The sequence below is a fragment of the Streptococcus timonensis genome, from assembly GCF_900095845.1.
Lineage (GTDB): Bacteria > Bacillota > Bacilli > Lactobacillales > Streptococcaceae > Streptococcus > Streptococcus timonensis.
This window is the reverse complement of the sequence record NZ_FMIX01000004.1, coordinates 363959-383821: the sequence shown is the minus strand read 5'-3', so window position 1 is coordinate 383821 and position 19863 is coordinate 363959. Positions and strand designations below refer to the sequence as shown.

The 19863-nt window shown below is 38.1% G+C and carries 18 protein-coding genes; 1 reads left to right on the top strand and 17 read right to left on the bottom strand.

Annotation, left to right across the window (positions count from 1 at the left end):
- Positions 1-57: 57 nt before the first annotated feature.
- Complete coding sequence (locus BQ2679_RS05110) at positions 58-1140, top strand: M24 family metallopeptidase (RefSeq protein WP_075566968.1); 1083 nt, start codon at positions 58-60, stop codon at positions 1138-1140.
- Between the two features lie 46 nt (positions 1141-1186).
- Here the strand turns inward: BQ2679_RS05110 and BQ2679_RS05105 are convergent, their stop codons facing one another.
- The 17 genes from BQ2679_RS05105 to BQ2679_RS05025 all read right to left on the bottom strand — a co-directional run bounded on the left by BQ2679_RS05105 (position 1187) and on the right by BQ2679_RS05025 (position 19843).
- Positions 1187-1729, bottom strand: a complete 543-nt coding sequence (locus BQ2679_RS05105; RefSeq protein ID WP_075566963.1) for a GNAT family N-acetyltransferase — start codon at positions 1727-1729, stop codon at positions 1187-1189.
- A 106-nt stretch (positions 1730-1835) separates the two neighbouring features.
- Positions 1836-2660 carry an ammonia-dependent NAD(+) synthetase gene (nadE, locus tag BQ2679_RS05100; protein ID WP_075566960.1) on the bottom strand — a complete coding sequence of 275 codons (825 nt, stop codon included), beginning with the start codon at positions 2658-2660 and terminating at the stop codon, positions 1836-1838.
- Positions 2657-4117 (bottom strand): nicotinate phosphoribosyltransferase, encoded by a 1461-nt coding sequence (locus tag BQ2679_RS05095; protein ID WP_075566958.1) that lies wholly within the window; start codon positions 4115-4117, stop codon positions 2657-2659. Before BQ2679_RS05095 ends, nadE begins: the two co-directional genes overlap by 4 nt.
- A 90-nt stretch (positions 4118-4207) precedes the next feature.
- Positions 4208-4693, bottom strand: coding sequence for a DUF6773 family protein (locus tag BQ2679_RS05090; RefSeq protein ID WP_075566946.1), 486 nt, complete (start codon positions 4691-4693; stop codon positions 4208-4210).
- Positions 4683-4892, bottom strand: a complete 210-nt coding sequence (locus tag BQ2679_RS05085; RefSeq protein WP_006151491.1) for a helix-turn-helix transcriptional regulator — start codon at positions 4890-4892, stop codon at positions 4683-4685. The genes BQ2679_RS05090 and BQ2679_RS05085 overlap by 11 nt, the downstream gene beginning before the upstream one ends.
- 149 nt (positions 4893-5041) lie before the next feature.
- Positions 5042-5452, bottom strand: a complete 411-nt coding sequence (locus tag BQ2679_RS05080) for a GNAT family N-acetyltransferase (protein WP_075566944.1) — start codon at positions 5450-5452, stop codon at positions 5042-5044.
- A 97-nt stretch (positions 5453-5549) separates the two neighbouring features.
- A complete protein-coding gene (locus BQ2679_RS05075; protein ID WP_075566942.1) occupies positions 5550-6923 on the bottom strand; it encodes an amino acid permease in 1374 nt (457 codons plus the stop codon).
- 81 nt (positions 6924-7004) lie between these two features.
- The gene (gene greA, locus BQ2679_RS05070; protein ID WP_075566929.1) at positions 7005-7487 is read right to left on the bottom strand and encodes a transcription elongation factor GreA; all 483 of its coding nucleotides are present in this window, start codon (positions 7485-7487) and stop codon (positions 7005-7007) included.
- 74 nt (positions 7488-7561) lie between these two features.
- Positions 7562-9205 (bottom strand): endolytic transglycosylase MltG, encoded by a 1644-nt coding sequence (gene mltG, locus BQ2679_RS05065; protein ID WP_075566927.1) that lies wholly within the window; start codon positions 9203-9205, stop codon positions 7562-7564.
- A 74-nt stretch (positions 9206-9279) separates the two neighbouring features.
- Positions 9280-9780 (bottom strand): GNAT family N-acetyltransferase, encoded by a 501-nt coding sequence (locus tag BQ2679_RS05060; protein ID WP_075566924.1) that lies wholly within the window; start codon positions 9778-9780, stop codon positions 9280-9282.
- A complete protein-coding gene (locus tag BQ2679_RS05055) occupies positions 9777-10292 on the bottom strand; it encodes a GNAT family N-acetyltransferase (RefSeq protein ID WP_075566922.1) in 516 nt (171 codons plus the stop codon). The genes BQ2679_RS05060 and BQ2679_RS05055 overlap by 4 nt, the downstream gene beginning before the upstream one ends.
- 9 nt (positions 10293-10301) lie before the next feature.
- Positions 10302-11636 carry a UDP-N-acetylmuramate--L-alanine ligase gene (gene murC / locus BQ2679_RS05050; RefSeq protein WP_075566920.1) on the bottom strand — a complete coding sequence of 445 codons (1335 nt, stop codon included), beginning with the start codon at positions 11634-11636 and terminating at the stop codon, positions 10302-10304.
- Positions 11637-11650: 14 nt separating this feature from the next.
- Complete coding sequence (zapJ, locus tag BQ2679_RS05045; protein WP_075566918.1) at positions 11651-12241, bottom strand: divisome accessory protein ZapJ; 591 nt, start codon at positions 12239-12241, stop codon at positions 11651-11653.
- Between the two features lie 58 nt (positions 12242-12299).
- A complete protein-coding gene (locus BQ2679_RS05040; RefSeq protein ID WP_075566906.1) occupies positions 12300-15386 on the bottom strand; it encodes a pilus expression-regulating Snf2 family helicase in 3087 nt (1028 codons plus the stop codon).
- 90 nt (positions 15387-15476) lie between these two features.
- Complete coding sequence (locus BQ2679_RS05035) at positions 15477-16643, bottom strand: MalY/PatB family protein (protein WP_075566904.1); 1167 nt, start codon at positions 16641-16643, stop codon at positions 15477-15479.
- Positions 16644-16647: 4 nt separating this feature from the next.
- Positions 16648-17742, bottom strand: coding sequence for a cystathionine gamma-synthase (locus BQ2679_RS05030; RefSeq protein ID WP_075566902.1), 1095 nt, complete (start codon positions 17740-17742; stop codon positions 16648-16650).
- A 142-nt stretch (positions 17743-17884) separates the two neighbouring features.
- On the bottom strand, positions 17885-19843 hold the full coding sequence (locus BQ2679_RS05025) for a peptide ABC transporter substrate-binding protein (RefSeq protein WP_075566900.1): 1959 nt from the start codon (positions 19841-19843) through the stop codon (positions 17885-17887).
- Positions 19844-19863 lie beyond the last annotated feature (20 nt).

Sequence of the window (19863 nt, the reverse complement as noted above, 5' to 3'; positions counted from 1 at the left end):
TTCCTTGCATTTTCTACTAATTTTTGCAAAAATAGAGGGGTAGAAAGAAGGTAGCATATGTCTAAATTACAACAAATCTTAACTTATCTTGAATCAGAAAAGCTAGACGTCGCTGTCGTATCTGACCCCGTCACAATTAATTACCTCACTGGCTTTTACAGTGATCCACACGAACGTCAAATGTTCCTTTTTGTCCTTGCAGATCAGGAACCGCTTCTCTTCGTCCCAGCACTTGAGGTTGAGCGTGCTACTAGCACCGTATCATTCCCAGTAGTTGGCTATGTGGACTCTGAAAACCCTTGGAAGAAAATTCAAAATGCCTTGCCACAGTTTGACTTCAAACGTGTAGCAGTTGAGTTTGACAATCTCATCTTGACCAAATACCACGGTTTGAAAACTGTCTTTGAAAGTGCTGAGTTTGACAACTTAACTCCATTGATCCAACGCATGCGCTTGATCAAATCTGCAGACGAAGTGCAAAAGATGATGGTAGCGGGTATTTACGCCGACAAGTCTGTTAAAGTTGGTTTTGACAATATCTCTCTTGATAATACGGAAACTGATATCATTGCGCAAATCGATTTTGCTATGAAACGTGAAGGCTACGAAATGAGCTTTGATACCATGGTCTTGACTGGTGATAATGCTGCGAATCCGCATGGTATCCCTGGAGCTAACAAGGTTGAAAACAATGCTCTTCTCCTCTTTGACCTCGGTGTGATGGTCAATGGTTATGCATCAGATATGACTCGTACAGTCGCTGTTGGTAAACCTGACCAATTCAAGAAAGATATTTACAACTTGACTCTAGAAGCTCAACAAGCTGCCCTTGACTTTATCAAACCTGGTGTGACAGCTCATGAAGTAGACCGCGCAGCTCGTGAAGTGATCGAAAAAGCTGGCTTCGGTGAATACTTTAACCACCGTCTCGGTCATGGTATCGGTATGGATGTCCACGAATTCCCATCTATCATGGAAGGAAACGACATGGTTATCGAAGAAGGCATGTGCTTCTCAGTTGAACCTGGTATCTACATCCCTGGCAAAGTCGGTGTCCGCATCGAGGACTGCGGTGTTGTTACGAAGGATGGCTTCGACCTCTTTACAAGTACCAGCAAAGACTTGCTTTATTTTGATTAAAAAGTATATTATAAAAAATAAGATGGAAAAGTTATTCTTTTCCATCTTATTTTTTGATTTGATAATAAATTTTATCAGCGATATAACCTTTTCGTTCAACTGCATTTGGAATTGTCTTCCAAAAAGTCATACCCGCCTTTTCCATCACACGACCAGAGGCGGGATTTAAGCTTGCATAGCAAGCATTAACCTCTTTAAATCTAATCTCATCCAAACAGTATGATAAAACAGCCTTCAATGCTTCTGTCATGATCCCTCGTTCCCAATAGTCCATCCCTAAGATATATCCGATCTCACAGCTAGAGTTTTCTTCATCCACACTGACCAGACTAATATCTCCAATGACATAGTCTGGATTTTCTTTGAGACAAATGGCCCATTTGTAATAGTTAGGATTGTCATAGGATGCTACCCAATTGCCAATAGAGTTTCGAGTCTGTTCGACATTCTGGTGTGGATCCCAAGTAACATAGGTTAGATTATCTAGACGAGAAGCCCAATTCTCAAACATGGCTTGAGCATCAGTTTCACAAAAGCGTCGCAATATCAACCGTTCAGTATGTAATGTCTTTGTACCTATGGATTTCATAATACAAATTCGCTTTCTATTTGAATGCCTAAGCTAAAAAGGTCCACTGGACCTTCTTCGCTTTCTCATTTCTAGGCAAGAAGGTAAAAAGGTCCCCCGGATCTTTTTACTCCCAAAACGTATCAAACACTGTGATTGGTAGGTGGCGTTTGTGTTGGCCTTTGTACCACCATTTTTCAATGGTTGCTTGTGCTTCTTGGCTGATTTGTTTTCCTTCCAGGTAGTCATCAATCTCTTCGTAGGTTATACCGAGTGCAACTTCATCTGCCAAGCCAGGTTTCTCTTCTTCTAGATCGGCAATCGGTACTTTTTCATAGAGAGAAGGATCAGCTCCAAGCACCTTCAATAGTTGTTTTCCTTGACGTTTATTGAGGCGATAGAGAGGAAGAATATCTGAACCGCCGTCACCGAACTTGGTAAAAAAGCCTGTGATATTTTCCGCAGCATGGTCTGTCCCGATAACAGCACCACTATGAGCTCCAGCGAGCGCATATTGGGCAATCATCCGGCTTCTAGCCTTGATATTCCCTTTATTAAAGTCTGACATTGGACTACCAGTAGCTTCAACAGATGCAGCCATAGCATCTACAGAATCCTTGATATTGATCACCAAACTCACATCTGGCTGGATAAAAGCAAGGGCTTTTTGGGCATCATCCTCATCAGCTTGAATACCATAAGGTAGACGAACCGCTATAAATTTATAAGAACCATCACCCGTTTCAGCTCGCATTTCTTCCATAGCTAGTTGGGCAAGGCGACCAGCTAAAGTCGAGTCTTGACCACCAGAAATTCCTAATACAAAACTTTTAAGGAAGGGATGTTTCTTCAAATATCTTTTTAGAAAGTCAATGGAACGACGGATTTCTTCTTGCGGATCAATGACAGGTTTAACCCCTAATTGCTGGATAATGGTCTCTTGCAAACTCATTCTTCTTCTCCTTCACCTAGAGCTGCCTTACGCATCTTGTCAATCAAGTCCATCTTATCTTGCCAAATATCATGCGCTAAGTCTACTGGATAATGTTGTGGGTTAAGAACACGTTTGTATTCATCCCAGAGCTTATCAAATTCCTTGCGAGCATAAGCTTGAATTTCAGGTAGACTCGGTAAATCATAGATTAGTTTTCCATTCTTGAAAATATCCACCAAGAGAGGAACTGCATCAAAATTGCGGACAGTTTTCTTAATGTAAGTATAGGTTGGATGGAACATCTTGAGTTCAGTCATACTTGACACATCAACACCGTCATAGGTAATATAATCACCTTCAGATTTTCCTTTTTCACGACTGGTAATGCGCCAAACTTGTTTCTTACCTGGAGTTGAAACTTTTTCAGCATTGCTAGAGAGTTTGATGGTGTTGCACATCTGACCATTTTCATCTTCAATAGCCACAATTTTATAAACTGCACCAAGAGCAGGTTGGTCATAGGCAGTGATAAGTTTAGTCCCTACACCCCAAACATCAATCTTAGCTTTTTGCATTTTAAGATTAAGGATAGTATTTTCATCTAGGTCATTGGATGCATAAATTTTGGCATCTGGGAAACCAGCTTCATCCAACTGATGTCGAACTTTCTTAGAAATGTAGGCAATATCCCCTGAATCAATACGTACACCTTTAAAGTTAATCTTATCTCCCAGTTCACGAGCAACCTGAATAGCTGCAGGTACACCGATACGAAGGGTATCATAAGTGTCGACAAGAAAGACACAGTCACGGTGGGTCGATGCATAGGCTTTGAAAGCCTGATAGTCATTCCCATAGACCTGTACCAAGGAATGGGCATGTGTTCCTAAAACAGGGATGCCAAAGAGTTTCCCTGCACGGACATTACTAGTTCCATTAGCACCACCAATTACAGCCGCACGTGTTCCCCAGATAGCCGCATCCATTTCTTGCGCACGACGTGTTCCGAACTCCATCAAAGGTTCATCATCAATGACAGAACGAATGCGTGCTGCCTTAGTCGCTATCAAAGTTTGAAAGTTAACGATATTCAAAAGGGCTGTTTCAACCAATTGACACTGCGCCAAAGGTCCTTCCACTTGAACGATCGGTTCATTAGCAAATACTAAGTCCCCTTCTTGAGCAGAACGAACCGTCAACTCCAATTTGAGATTACGGAGATAGTCTAAAAATGCACCATGGTAACCAAGTGATTCTAGATAATCAATATCACTGTCTGAGAAGCGTAAGTTTTCTAGGTATTTTACTATTCTCTCTAACCCTGCAAAAACAGCATAGCCGTTATTAAAAGGTTGTTGGCGGAAATAAACTTCAAAAACAGCTTTCTTATTATGAATGCCTTGGTCAAAGTAGACCTGCATCATGTTAATCTGATACAAATCCGTGTGTAAAGTTAAACTATCATCTTTGTACATATGAGTCCTTCTTTCCTGTTTCTAAAAAAGGAAACAGATTCTTTATAAATTAGTACCATTATAGCATATTTTATAAGGTTTGACTCAAGTCTACTCACTTTCTAGCCGTTCTAAATCTTCTTCATATTTTTTCTGGGCCCATTGACCATAGCTTTTCAAGCCTAAATTTCCAATGAAGACCCAAGGAAGATAAAAGAGATAGGTAAAGCCCCAAGCAGAAAGGTATTTGAAGTTCAATGGATTATGCTGATAAATATCTTTATTGAACTGATAGTTTTGTAGCATTAAAATAGTTGTGATGAGTAGTGTCACTAATAAACATCCCTGAATCGTAAAATGAAACCGACTATAGTAGGTCACACCGAGATTGCGAGCTCGGTTGAAAAAGTAAAAGGTCCCAATAATGATAATGATGAGCATCATGCTCGGATTAAAAAGGCTTGGCGCAAATACTGCAATTAAGTAAGTTAGGAATAATAATCCTATAGAAATGTGAAAAGTTTCTGCACCTGCTTTATTCATCAGTTGTTCTTCTCTTTCATCAAGTAATTGATAATAAAATAATCTATTTTTCATCTTCTTCCTCCCAAAATAATTGATCTAAAGTTTTGCCTAAGCATCTGCAAATGGATTGGCAAAGTGAAAGCGAAGGATTGTACTTTCCAGCTTCTATCAAGCCGATAGTCTGCCTAGTGACACCCACAGCTTCTGCCAAATCACCTTGTGTCATGTCAAGCTCTACTCGAGCTAACTTTAATTTTAAATTCTTAACCACTTGTTACCTCCTCTTTAATTTTAAAAGTCGCGCTTCTTTTTCCAACTTTATTATATCATATATTTTACATTATGCAATATATATCTGTCATTTTGTGAGATTTTTTTTACAAAAAAACTCTACCACTTACATGATAGAGAGTTCTATGTTTACAAATCTTTTTGATAATAGTGCCTTTGTCCAATGTAGGGATAATCTTTTAAGGTAAAGACTTCCTTGTAGCCCTGCTTTTGATAAAAGGCTGGCGCTTGAAACTGATAAGTATTCACAAAAGCAAAGCGACAGTTTCTCTTTTTAGCTTCACTTTCTGCCTGCTGCAATAGTTGGGAGCCGATTCCTTGCCCTCGCAAGTCCTCCTTCACAAACAAATACTCAATTTCTAACCAATTCCCGAAAGTCTCTGCTACTAAACCAGCCATGATTTCACCATGTTCATCTTCGACATAAAGGTTTAGTGGCTCACTTTCAGCAACTTCTCTTTTGGAACGATTATAGGAGCGAATCAAATCTCCTATTATTTGCGATTTCTGAGACTCTATATTTTCCAATCTTACCTGCATACAAACCTCCTAAAAACACTTATAGCTTGATTATAGTCTTATTACCAAGAGCTGTCAAACTAGAAAACTCATCAACCTGAGTTGATGAGCTTATAACTTATTTTCTAAATTTCCATTGGCTATAAATACCAAAAGCAACAATCCAGATAGCTGAACCTCTTGCTCCCATTACAGTTGATTCTTGTAAAAAGAGAGTTCCGAATACAAAGATGAAGAAGAGCATAGTCAGAGGATTTAGCAAGCGATATTGGGGCATGAGATAGCCATCTGCCATAAAGTCTTTTGACTTGCGATACTTAAGATGGGCCACCATGATCAAGATGTAGATGGCGATATAAACACCTGATGAAGAAGCCGTAATCAAAGCAAAGGCATCTGATACGCCAGGAAGTACATTGATGAAGGCTGCAAAACCAATCAATACCGCAGAAGCAATGATAGCATTCTGAGGAACGTTGTGGCGTGAAAGTGTATCTGCCTTAATAGCTTTCAAGAAACGATTTGGTGAATCATGGGCAATTTGGTACAAGTGACGACCTGTTGAGTAAAGAGTTGAATTCAAGGCTGACGCTGCTGAAGTCAAGACAACAAAGTTAATCAAGGCCGCCGCCCACTTAAGACCAACAAGTTCAAATACCGTTACAAATGGTGAATCCGTCGCAGAAAGCTCATGCCAAGGAATAATAGACATGATGGCTAAGAGAGCTCCACCGTAGAAAAAGATAATTCGCAAAGGAATTTCCTTAACAGCCTTAGGCAATACTTTCCGAGGATCCTTAGTTTCAGATGTGGTTACACCGATAAATTCAATCATCAAGTAAGCAAAGAAAACCATTTGAAAGGCCATGACAAAGTTCATTCCTCCATTTGGGAAAAGGGAGAATTGCTCACTAATATTAGTGAGACTTGCTGATCCATAAGGAGTTTCAAAGCCAGTCAAGACCATAAAAATGCCCGTCGCAATCATGGCAAGAATAGCAACGATTTTAATCATGGCAAACCAAAATTCCACTTCACCAAATATTTTAACTGCAATCAGATTAACCAATCCTAAAATTGTTAAAAAGACAACCTGAATCAACCAAGATGGCCAGGACGGAAACCAAAACTGAACATAGTGAGCGATTGCTGTAATCTCAGCCATACCAATAAAGACTACTGATAACCAATAAGACCAAACCGAGAAATATCCCCAGCCCTTTCCAAGATAGCGAGTAATAAAATTAATAAAGGTGTGTTGCTCTGGGTCCTGGTACAACATTTCCCCGATAGCACGCATCATGAGATACATGAAGCCACCTGTAATCATATAGACCAAGACAATCGAAGGTCCAGTTAAACTGATAGACCGACCAGCCCCAAGAAATAATCCAGTACCAATCGTTCCTGCAATAGCCATAACCTGAACATGGCGATTGGTTAAGCCACGCTCCATTTTACTCTTCTTTTTGTACTTTTTTTCTGAATTCATCTAGTCTCCTTAAGTTTTTAAAAATAAGAAAAGGAGTGATAGAAAACGCTTTCCCTGAATCCACTCCTTCTTTTTATCCCATTAAGCGGTTTTTTCAACCTTTAAGATTTTAACATCATAGCTTCCAGCAGGTGTTTCGATCGTAACAACATCACCTTTTTTCTTACCAATCAATGCTTGACCAATTGGGCTTTCATTTGAAACTTTACCTGCAAAGGCATCTGCCCCAGCTGAACCAACGATAATGTATACTTCTTCATCTTCTTCGCCAATTTCTTGAATAGTTACAGTTCGACCAATAGCAACCTCATCCTGAGCGACAGCATCACTGTTGACAATTTCAGCATAACGGATTTTAGTTTCCAAACTAGAGATTTGTCCTTCAACAAAGGCTTGCTCATCTTTTGCTGCTTCGTACTCACTGTTCTCTGACAAATCACCATATGAACGTGCAATCTTAATACGTTCAACAACTTCTGGACGACGAACAAGTTTCAACTCTTCTAATTCTTTTTCGAGTTTTTCCTTTTCTTCAATCGTCATTGGGTATGTTTTTTCTACCATTTTTCTCAACTTTCTTTTACTTATCTATCATATTTTATTCGTTAAAGCAAAATTATGTGGAAAACCACATAATTTTAGTTTGCATTATTTGATTGTTTTAATTTACTGTTGATGTGCTCTTCAACGTTTTTGTCATGTTCTTCTTTCGTTGCTGCAAAGTAGACTTTCCCATCTTGAACATTCGCAACAAAGAAGAGATTATCACTCTTAGTTTGATTGATACTTGATTCGATGGCATCCAAGCTTGGACTATCAACTGGACCAGGCATTAGGCCAATATTCGTATAAACATTGTAAGGTGAGTCAATAGCTGTATCAATAGCTACATCATCAGCAAGACTGATTTTTTGACCAAGTTTACCCTCTGCATAAAGAATAGCGATATTGCTTTGAAGTGGTATGCCGAGATTCAAACGGTTATAGAAGACTCCAGCGATAAGCTTACGATCTTCCGTTTTTGCCCCTTCCTTCTCTACAAGTGAAGCAATAGTCAAGAGTTCATTTACTGTTAGGTTCTTTTCCTTGATAGTAGCATAATGTGGAGAGAGGTTTTTGTCCATTGTAGCAAGCATTTCATCAATCAAGCTTTCAATAGTTGTGCTCTCTTTAATTGTATATGTTGCTGGGAATAGATAACCTTCTAAACGATAACGAACACCACTATCTTTTGCAGGTAAGCTTTCAAGAAGTTTTGGATATTTTGCAACCTCTTGAGCAATAAAGTTTTCATCTTGAATTTTAGCCATAAAAGCTTCAGCAGTCAAAGGTTCTTTAAAGTCACCTTGTAGTTGACCGACAGCATGCGAAATCTGTTCAAGTGTGTAGCCTTCAGGAATAGTTAGATTTGCAAAGATCACTTCTTGAGGCTCTGGAGTTCCTCCTACTTGTAATGCTTTAATCAAATCTTCAGTACTCATGCTTTTCTGCAAATTATAATAACCAGATTTTAAATCCGAATAATTTTTATATTTTACATATGCTGTAAAAAGTAAACCATGTTTAACCAAACCTGATTTCTCAAGTATTGAGCCAATTTCTTGACTATTAGCCCCATTTGGAATATAAACTTTTACAAATTGCTTAGAAGATGGATCTACAGGTTGCAATGCTGATTCAGCATAGCGGTATCCATAAAAACCACCTACTCCAAGAAGAGCGAGTAGAATAAGTAAAGTTACTAAAAATCGTACAAAACGAAACTTCTTCTTTTTCTTAGTTGGTTTCACAGATTCTCTACGACTGCGTCTAGGAATATCTGCTTCCTCTGAGCTTGAATCTTCTTGAACTGGAATCACAAGAGTTTCTTCGTCAATATTAGACGCAAAAGTTTCTTCTTCATTTTCAAGTTGTGAATCAAGCTGAGTTTGGTATGACACCGCAACTCTAGTAGGTGTTGAATGAATTTCCTCTTTCACAACATCTGGTTGATTATATTCAACAGACTCAACTGAGTCTTCTTCGGTAGCAAACGAACGAGGTGGAACGCCTGGTGCATTAGCAATCAATTGATCCACTGCAGACACAGAATTAGCAATTAATTCTTCTTCTGCTGTTTTACTTTCCGGTTTTTCTTGTTCTGATGTATAAGTATTTGTTAACGTTTCAAATAGGTCACTTGTAGGTTCTGAAATCCTATCTTCTTTTTTTAGTCGTTCTAAATCTCGCAAAATTTGCTCTTTAAAACTTAGCTTTTCTTCTTCTCTTGAATTTTCGCTCAAAGGTATTACCTCCTTGTTGATAATCCATAATATTATATCTTAAAAACCAAATAAAAGCAACTATAGTTGGCTGTCTAAAACTTTTTTTCATTTTGCCAGACCATATTATACCATTCTTCTCCTGCAAACTTGGATTCAGATTTTCCTTCATTGACAAATCCATGCTTTTCGTAGTAGTTGATAAGATAATCATGGCAAGTCAGATTGATACCTTGGCGCTCGTGCTCCAGAGCAACTTTCTTTAAAGCTGTCAATAATTTTTGGCCAAGACCTAGAGATTGAGCTTCCTTAGCAATTGACAGACAAGTAATTGAAATGTAGCCACCAGAATGTTGACTGTGGTCTTCAATTTCTTCTGTAAAAGATTTATCTTGCAAATATCTATGTGGCACTACAGGTCCCTCAATATAGCCTAAAATATGGCCGTCTTTTTCAGCAACCAAAAAGCTTGTCTTTATTTCTCTTAAATGTGCTTCAAAAACAGTACGTGGAATCGCTTCTTCCACAGAGAAGTTTTCCAACTCAATTTCTTGAATACGATCAAGATCCGCAAGTCTTGCTTTTCTGATTATCATATTTCCTCCTGATAATACGGATTATCCCAATGCATATGAAAATAAGGATCACTGCTGTTTTCCGATTCAGCAAAGCCATGTTCGATAAATGCATTCATCTCAAAATAAGACAGCATTTCATCAGGACAGGGAAGATAAAGTCCGGATTTATTGGTTAAACGACTACTCTCTTTCATAGCTGCTAGTAAAAGTGTCCCAAATCCTTGCCCTTGATAATCAGGATGAATCATCAAACTTAAAATGATTATAGGCACTCTACTAATAGAATGAATAAAGTCTATATCAAAAGCTGAATCCTTCGAACTTGTTTCAGTTAAATCAGCTCCTATAATAAAACCAATCACCTGCTCCTCAAGGCTAGCTAAGAGAAACGTACCCGCATGATTGCGGATACGTTTTTCTATCATTTCTTTACTAATATTTCTGCAGGAGTCAGCATTCTTTTCTATAATCAAGTAGATTTGATCCAAATCAGATGCTTGAGCCTCCCGAATTGATATTGGAAATTCCATAGTTGTTCCTTATTGAACATTGCTTGTTAAATTAGACAAGAGACGTTCAAATGAGTATTCATAAGTTTGAATATCACCAGCTCCCATGAAGACATAAACAGCATTGTCATGGTCAAGGAGTGGAGACACATTTTCAACAGTGATAACTTGATGTTTTTTATCAATCTTAGCTGCTAAATCCTCAACCTTAACATCACCATGGTCCACTTCGCGAGCTGACCCATAGATTTGTGCTAAGTAAACTGCATCAGCCTGATTCAAGGCCTGTGCAAAATCATCCAACAAAGCAATTGTACGAGTAAAAGTATGCGGTTGGAAAATAGCAACGATTTCCTTGCTTGGATATTTCTGGCGAGCAGCATCCAAAGTCGCAATAATTTCAGTTGGATGGTGGGCAAAGTCATCAATAATTACTGTGTCATTAACAACCTTCTCTGTGAAACGACGCTTAACCCCACCAAAGGTATTCAAATGCTCACGTACCAAATCCAAATCAAATCCAGCTGTGTAAAGTAAACCGATCACTGCTGTAGCATTCATGATGTTGTGGCGACCAAAAGTTGGAATGTGGAATTGACCAAGATTTTCTCCACGGAAATTGACTGTAAAAGTAGAACCCGTCGTTGAACGAAGTAAATCACTTGCTACAAAGTCATTGTTTTTCTCTTCAAAACCATAGTAATAAATCGGAGCATTGGCAGTAATCTTACGTAACTCTTCATCTTCACCGTAGACAAACAAGCCTTTAGTAATTTGTTTTGCATAATCATTAAAGGCATTGAATACATCTTCTAGGCTAGTAAAGTAGTCTGGGTGATCAAAATCGATATTGGTAATGATAGAGTATTCTGGATGATAAGGCATGAAGTGACGCTCATATTCATCAGATTCAAAGACAAAGTACTTGGCATTTTCAGATCCACGACCTGTACCATCTCCAATCAAATAACTTGTATCTGTGATATGTGATAAAACATGTGACAGGATTCCTGTCGTAGAAGTTTTACCATGAGCTCCGGCTACCCCCATGCTGACAAAGTCACGCATAAAGCTTCCAAGAAACTCATGGTAACGTTTATAACTTAGGCCATTTTGATCAGCATAAGCGATTTCAACATTATTATCAGGACGAAAAGCATTTCCCGCGATAATTTCTATATCTCCCTGCAAATTCTTCTCATCAAAAGGGAAAATGGTAATCCCTGCTTGCTCCAATCCACGTTGTGTAAAATAGTATTTATCAACATCAGACCCTTGAACCTTATGTCCCATTTGGTGTAACATCAAGGCTAAAGCACTCATACCTGATCCTTTGATTCCGATAAAATGATAGGTTTTTGCCATCTTATTCCCCTTTATTATTCTGTTATATTTGTCAAGTTAAGTTCTTGAGCAACTTTTCGTTCTTTTTCAGTTTGATTTTCTTTTTTGTTATATATTTGGCTTTTCTTCAAGAAATCAAAATTGTTTTTCTTTGGTCCTAGATTATCCTCTACAGAAGACTTTTGTATCTGAACCCTATTCTCTGCCAAAATGTAATGACTTTGAGTCAATTTTTTACTGTATTTTGTATATTCTCCTGGATTCTCCTTTTGGAAAGGAGCCGTAGGCTGCTTCGATGGTTTAGCAATTTTAGAACTTTTATGGCGTCTTACATGCGTAATATCCTGTGTCAAATAACTAGCTGAACGTTTTTTCTTCAAATCTGCTCTTGCTTCTTCGCGAGCCAATTCAGCATAGCTTTTTTCTGTTTTTTCAGAAACTTGCCTATTATGTTGCTGATTCGAAGGTTTATCCTTAATAATTGGTGACCACTCTAAGTAATTCTTGTCTTGGTAGTCTCCCTTGATATTACTAATAAAGTCTGATTCATCATATAAGTTCATGGCTGGCATCTCTGATAGCATGATCTCATCATCTGATATTATTGGAAACCGTTTTTGATTCATTTTTATTTCCTTTCAATACTCCATTATAGCGTAAAGTCCTGATTTTTCAAGTCTTGTCTTACGATATTCCCAAAATCTCCCTGATTTCATCAAGAGTCAGACTTGCACGTGACTCAGTTCCATCCAAGACCTCTGAGACTAGATTCTTTTTCTGTTCTTGTAGCTCCTGAATCTTCTCCTCGATAGTGCCACGTGTTACCAATCTATAAACCTCAACAATCTTTTCTTGGCCCATTCTGTGTGCTCTACCAATAGCCTGAGATTCGACTGCAGGATTCCACCATAAATCGACTAATATGACTGTATCAGCTCCTGTTAGATTAAGCCCTACTCCTCCAGCTTTAAGTGAAATTAAGAAGACATCCTTCTCACCTTGATTAAATTCCTTAGTCATCTCTTGACGTTCCTTAGAAGGTGTAGAACCTGTTATTTTAAAAGATGATAAACCTAAACTAGGCAGCTCTTTCTCGATAAGATCCAACATACCTCTAAATTGAGAAAAAATTAAAACCCTGTGACCACTTTCGGAAATCTGTATTAGCAGATCACGCAAACTATCTAGCTTGCCACTTGCTCCTTCATAATCATCCATAAACAAGGCTGGTGTATCACAAATCTGACGTAGACGCATAATACCCGTTAAAATATCTACGCGGTTTTTTTGAAATTCTGTCTCAGTTACTTGGACCAAGCGTTCCTTCATTTGTTGTAATTGAGCTAGATATATGGCTTTTTGTTGATCTTCAAGTTCATTTTTATAGACTGCTTCTATCAAGTCAGGTAACTCTGATAGAACCTCTTCCTTCTTACGTCGCATAACAAAAGGCTTAATAAATTGAGATACCTGCTCTGCGGATAATTTCATAAAATCATTTTTTGCTGGTAGTAATCCTGGCAAGACGATTTGGAAAATGGACCACAGTTCTCCAAGATGGTTTTCAATTGGGGTTCCTGAAAGAGCAATGATTGAGGGTACGACAAACTGTCTTAAGGTTTTAGCAATCTTAGTTTGCGCGTTCTTCATCACTTGCGCTTCATCTAAAAATAGAAAATCAAAAGACATCTGCTTGTATATGTCACTATCCTGACGGAAAGTTGCATAACTAGTAACATATATCTGATGTTTTTCTGCCAAAAGTGATTCTCGATTCGGTTTAAGTCCGTGAACAACGACCAAATCTAAATCTGGTGCAAATTTTTTGAATTCATCAGCCCAATTATAAATTAGACCAGATGGAGCTAAAATTAAGATTCTACTATCTTTCTTAATTTGGCTACTAATAAAGGCGATACTCTGCAAGGTCTTCCCTAAACCCATATCATCTGCCAAAATCCCCCCAAAACCATAGTGATGGAGCATCTGAAGCCATTGAACTCCCTTTTTCTGATAGTCTCTTAATTGAGCTTTAATGTCCATTTTTTGGATGGGAAATTCCTCTGGATGTTTCAAATCACGCGCTAAACCTCGAAACTCATCTGATAAAGAGATATGCTCTTGATTTTTAAACAGCTGAGAGATGGTATAAGCTAGAGACTTGCGTGCTCTAAATGAACCATCTCCAATCTCATCGATACCCAGGCCTTCTATTTCCTGACGAACCTTTTTCGTCTCCTCATCAAAAAAGAACACTTCATTAGATGAGTTAATGTAAAAATCTTGATGACTTGCCAAAGCTTTCATAGCCAAGTCGATATCTTCTTTAGAAATTTCTTGAAAATCAAAATGAATATCTAATAGATTTCCTTGTGAAGATACATGAATCTGAGGTTTTCGAACTTTATAAAGTTCTTGTAATTTTTCAGAAATAGAAACTTCTCCAAGCGATTGAAAGTCAGGGATAACTTTATGAAAGAAAGTATAGATAGCTTCAGACTTGAGACCTTGACGCCAAGATTGAAATTCCGCCTCAAAACCAGAAGATAGAGCTAGTTGAAAAATCTTTTGTGCGAATTGAATATCACTTGCAAAGGGGAGGGTTTCAAGTTCCTTACGAGATGTTACAAGACAAGATTTATAGTCAAATGTCATATCCAATCGAATTAAACCATCTTCTTCTCTATCAAAGTAAAAGAACGGTTGAAAAGTTCTAATTTGGAGACTCTCTGGAGCTACTACTTTTCCTATTTTGCGAAGCTGAACTAATTGAGCAGCAAATAAATCTCGATCACTTTTATCAAACTGAAGCACTTTTCTACCCTGATTATTCATAGGTAACCTTATGATTTTATCAAATAAACTAGCTTGCTCTTTTGACAAAAGATAAAAAGTACCTTTATGAAACAGAACTTGCCCTCTATAAAACGAATTACTTCGCTTTTCTTCAGTAATATCCATCTCATAATAATTTGGATTTTCCATAATGTTAAAGGAGATAAAACCTGCTTCTCCATCAAAATCTTGAAACACGACATGATGATAAGCTGTAATCTGATGCTCAAACTGAAAATCATCTAATTCCATTAACAGGTTTATACCTTGTTCAAAAAAAGTTAATGGAAAATAAAGATGGCGACCTTGATTTTTGAAGAAAAGACTAGTGTCTGATTGGTCTTCTATTAATCCCTGTAGAAAAACCAAGAGATTTTGGCTACTATTGTCAAACTGACAAAGTTCTATGGCAGTTTCATATGTTTTACCAATCATATATCCTTTATGATTCTCTATAACCTTTAAAAATAAAGGAATGTCACGTATGACATAATATTTTTCAAATGGAGAAGTCCCAATTCTTAAAGTCCAAATAATACGATTGGTCCCTGCTTCTACCTGCCCATCTACAGATATTTGATATATTTTAGGCAAATCAGGAGTTTGGAGCATATCCAAGAACTGTTTCCCAAAAGACACTTGAGTCTCAACTTCTTCTTGTTTTTCCTGTCCAGTCTCTAAATTGATAAAAATTTTACGGCCCTTGTCATCATTTTTAAGATAATGCTCCAAGGCCGCTAAGTGAACACAATAACCTCTTTTTTGAAAAAAGTCACAGCCACAGAAAACCAAATCATCGTCTAAACTATAGCGGATTTCTTCCTCATCTACTCGAGCAAACAGGCGAGTATTTTTCTCTTTGATGATTTGAACCTTTCCAGTTTCATAGAGATGTATTCCTTCAGTACGGATCTTCCCTGGAATCAATTTAGCCATATTTTCCCCTTTACTTTATCTCTTTATTATACCATATTTCTCCCCATGAAAATAGCCTTCTAGGATACTTTAGTCCTAAAAGGCTGGATTTTAAACTTTAGCAAAAGTGGTTACAATTCGTTGACAAACTTCTTCTAAAACCGATATTGGCATGGCCACATTGAGACGAGCATGCTGGGCTCCTTCCTCACCAAAGTCTAAACCTCGGTTTAAGATGACCTTGGCCTCTTGTTTCAATAGTCCATGTAAATCCTCTTCTGACAAGCCATAAGCTGAAAAATCAAGCCACACTAGATAGGTTCCCTGAGGTTTCATGACCTTGATTTTAGTTTCCTTCTCAAATAAATCCACTACATAATTGATGTGATTTTCAATGACTTCTTTGAGTTCTCCTAACCAATCCTTACCATAACGATAAGCCGTTTCTGTCGCTAAATAACCTAATCCTGATATTTCATGATGGTTATTAGCAAGTTGGCGTTTTTGGAAAGCAAGTCTCAACTTGGGATTCTCAATAACGGCATAGGAATTTTTAGTCCCAGCAATGTTGAAGGTCTTAGTAGCGCTACTTAGAATTATAGAGAAATCTTTAAAATCTGGATTAATAGTATTGAAAGGATGGTGCTTGTGACCAAAAAGAGTTAAATCTTGATGAATTTCATCTGCTACCAGCAAAACTCCATGTTTTTGGCAAAGCTGTCCGATTTTCTCCAGTACTTCTTTTTCCCAAACACGTCCACCAGGATTGTGGGGATTGCAAAGTAGATAGAGTTTGACACCATTCTCCACCAAGTCTTTCTCCAATTGCTCAAAGTCAATCTCAAAAAGGCCATCCTTCACAAGGAGAGAGTTGGTGATTAATTTTCGATTATTGAGCTTAATACTCCGGGCAAAAGGCGGATATACCGGTGTGTTAATCAGAACAGCTTCACCTTCTTTGGTATAGGCTTGAATGGCTATTGAAATGGCTGGTACCACTCCCTCGATAAAGACTAGAGCCTCCTTATCGAAAGTGTAACCATGTTGGTTTTCTTCCCAGTCTTGAACTGCTTCAATCAATCCATCACTAGCATAGGTATAGCCATAGACTAATTGCTCTGCATAATCATGAACTGTCTGACGGATCTCAGGTAAGACTTCAAAGTCCATATCAGCAATCCAGGCAGGCAATACTTGACGATCAGTCTCTGCTTCTTTCCATTTATAGGTATGATGTCCAAAACGATTGGGCAAAGTCGTAAAATCATATTTTCCCATAGTCTTATCCTTCCAATGCCTGTCTTAAATCTTCAATCAAGTCCCTTGCATCCTCAATACCAATAGACAAGCGCAAAAGGTCATCTGTTAATCCATAAGAATGACGAACCTCTGCAGGAATGTCTGCATGGGTTTGAGTGGTTGGGTATGTAATTAGACTTTCAACACCACCCAGGCTTTCAGCAAAAGAGAATACTTTCAAAGTGTTTAAGATATGAGGGATTCTTTTTTCATCCGCCACTTTAAAGGAAATCATTCCCCCACGACCTGTATACAAAACTTCTTTGACTGCAGGTGATTGTTCCAAAAAGGCTACGATTTCTTGAGCATTAGCTGTTGAGCGCTCCATACGAAGTGACAATGTTTTAAGACCACGAATCAATTGATAACTATCAAATGGTGACAAAACAGCCCCTGTCGTGTTGAGATTGTAAAAGAGTTTTTCGTACAAATCAGCATTATCTGTCACAACTACACCGGCTAGAACATCATTATGGCCTGCAAGGTATTTTGTCGCTGAATGAAGGACAATATCTGCTCCATCTTCAATTGGACGTTGGTAAATCGGGCTATAGAAGGTATTGTCGACGACAACTTTAGCACCCTTAGCATGAGCTAATTTTGACAATTTTTCAATATCAAATTCCAACATCAAAGGGTTGGTTGGTGTTTCGATATAAAGTACATCCACATCCTTTTCTAGCTCGGCAATTAGCTCTTCTTCTGTGTTGGCATAGGTAAAGTGGAAACGTCCTTCCTGCTCCACTTGATTGAACCAGCGGAAAGAGCCACCGTAAAGGTCACGGACAGCCAAAACCTTGCTTCCTACTGGAAAAACGCTAAAGGCTAACACAATCGCAGACATACCTGAACTAGTCGCCAAAGCATACTTGGCTGATTCAATAGCTGCCAAAACTTCCTCTGCCTTGCTACGAGTTGGGTTTTTGGTGCGTGTATAGTCAAATCCAGTTGATTGACCAAATTCTGGGTGTTGATAGGTCGTTGAAAAGTGAATAGGTGTAACCAAAGCACCTGTTGGCTTATCAGACTTAATACCTGCTTGTGCTAAAATTGTGTTGATGTGAAATGATTTACTCATACAATACCTCCAAATCTATAGTAACTATTGTACCACTTATTTTGGATCGTTCGTTTTCTTGTTTTCAAGAGCTAGTTATAGTTTCAAACTATATAAAAAACGATAACCTCATCAAAGGTTACCGTTTTTAAATTTAGAGTCATTATTTAACGTGTTTAGCTAATTCTTCTTGGGCTTTTTTATTAGATTCTTCTTTTTCTTTCAGCCATTTTTGTCTAGCTTCTTCATACTCAGCCGTTGTGACAACCTTATCTTGCAATTTAACGTATTTGTATGATTCAACACCTTTATTTCCTGCTTGAGAGAAGGCGGCAGAGAATGGTACAGTTCTTCTCAATCCAGGAGTTCCACCTTGAGAAACGTTTGGAAGAGCAAGCGCACTGTCAACTAACCAAGCTTGCGCTTCAGCGTACTTATCATAACGTTTGTTCAAATCTTGTTCAGCATTAGCTTCTTCTAACATCTTAGTATAGATATCTAAACCAACAGCTGTTGCTTTGGCATTTGCTTCTCCTGGTTCTAGACCAAAGTTTTGCAATGAGCCACCACTTGTTAAGCTTAGAGTATCAAGGTAGGTTGATGGATCTTGATAGTCAGGTCCCCAACCACCGTTATAGAGGTCATAGTCTTTTTGCGCTGCTGTATTTGCTAGATAGCCTATACTATCCATTTCTTCTGTAGTTAGCATTTGAATATCAATAACGACATTATCTGCACCTAGGACAGATTCAATAGACTGTTTGAAAGAGCTTGCCTCTTGGACACCCTTCTTAAAGGTTTGGTCAACTGGTAAATCCAAGTGAATTGGGAATTGAACACCTTTGGCTTCCAATTCTTTCTTAGCTTGAGCAAAGACTTCCTTAGCTTTATCAGCATTGTAGTAGGCATCTTGCGCATCATCAAAATTCATATTTTCCCATACTTTACCGTAGTTAACCATCTTAGAAGCAACTACATCACCAAAATCTTTTCCTTCAAGAGTTACAAATGTTGGTGGAACGAGCAAGTTTCTGACAATTTTAGTTGCTCCATCTTCCCCTTGAGATTGGGCACCATAAGCAGTACGGTCATAGGCAAAGTTGATAGCTTGACGGAATGATTTATTCAAAACTGCTTCTTGCTGAGCTGTTTTTTCAGCATCACTTGTTTTTGAAGTGTGGTTATATGATTTTCTATCTAAGTTAAAGTTAAAATAGAAAGAAGTTGCATTTTGCATGCTATAAATGATGTTATCTTTATACTTCTCTTTCACACCTGAGAAGCTTGAGCTATTTGGATAGAGACGAGCAAAGCTATAAACTCCCTCGCTAAAGCTACGAACTAGAGAATCTTGATCACTACCATCATAGTAGGTCAATTTAACTTCATCTACGAATACATTTTTAGCGTCCCAGTAATTTGGATTTTTCTTGTATTCCATGACAGATTTAGAAGTGAAAGATTTGAGAATAAATGGACCGTTGTACAAAAGATTTGCTGGATCCACTTTACCAAAATCATCCCCCTGAGAATTCAAGAAGTCAGCATTAACTGGGAATAGAATGGTTGCAGTTGTTTTTGAGTTCCAATAAGGTTCTGGTTTTGTCAAGGTATATTGAACTGTTTGGTCATCAATAGCCTTAACTCCAACTGTTGAAAAGTCTGTTGTTTTTCCGTTGATATAATCATCCAAACCTGCTACAGAATCTTGTACGAGGTACAAAGCTTCAGATTTTTTATCCGCAGCATATTTCAAACCAGTCACAAAATCTTGAGCAGTTACTGGAGCATACTCTTCACCTTCAGATGTATACCATTTAGCATCCTTACGAAGTTTATAAGTATATGTCAAACCATCTTGGGATACAGTCCAATCTTCTGCCAATGAAGGAATATAGTTTCCATACTGATCATTTTCCATCAAACCATCCACTAAGTTTGTAGCAACATCACCAGTAGTTGCACGGTTTTCTAAGAGATAGTTCAAACTAGAAGGATCGCTTGCGTATACATAGTTGTATACTTTAGAAGAGCTAGTCGAATTACCACAAGCTCCCAGAAGCAAACCAGCACTTAAGACGACGCCTGCTAACGTCAGGTATTTTGCCTTAGACTTTTTCATAAACAGAACCTCCAAATTTA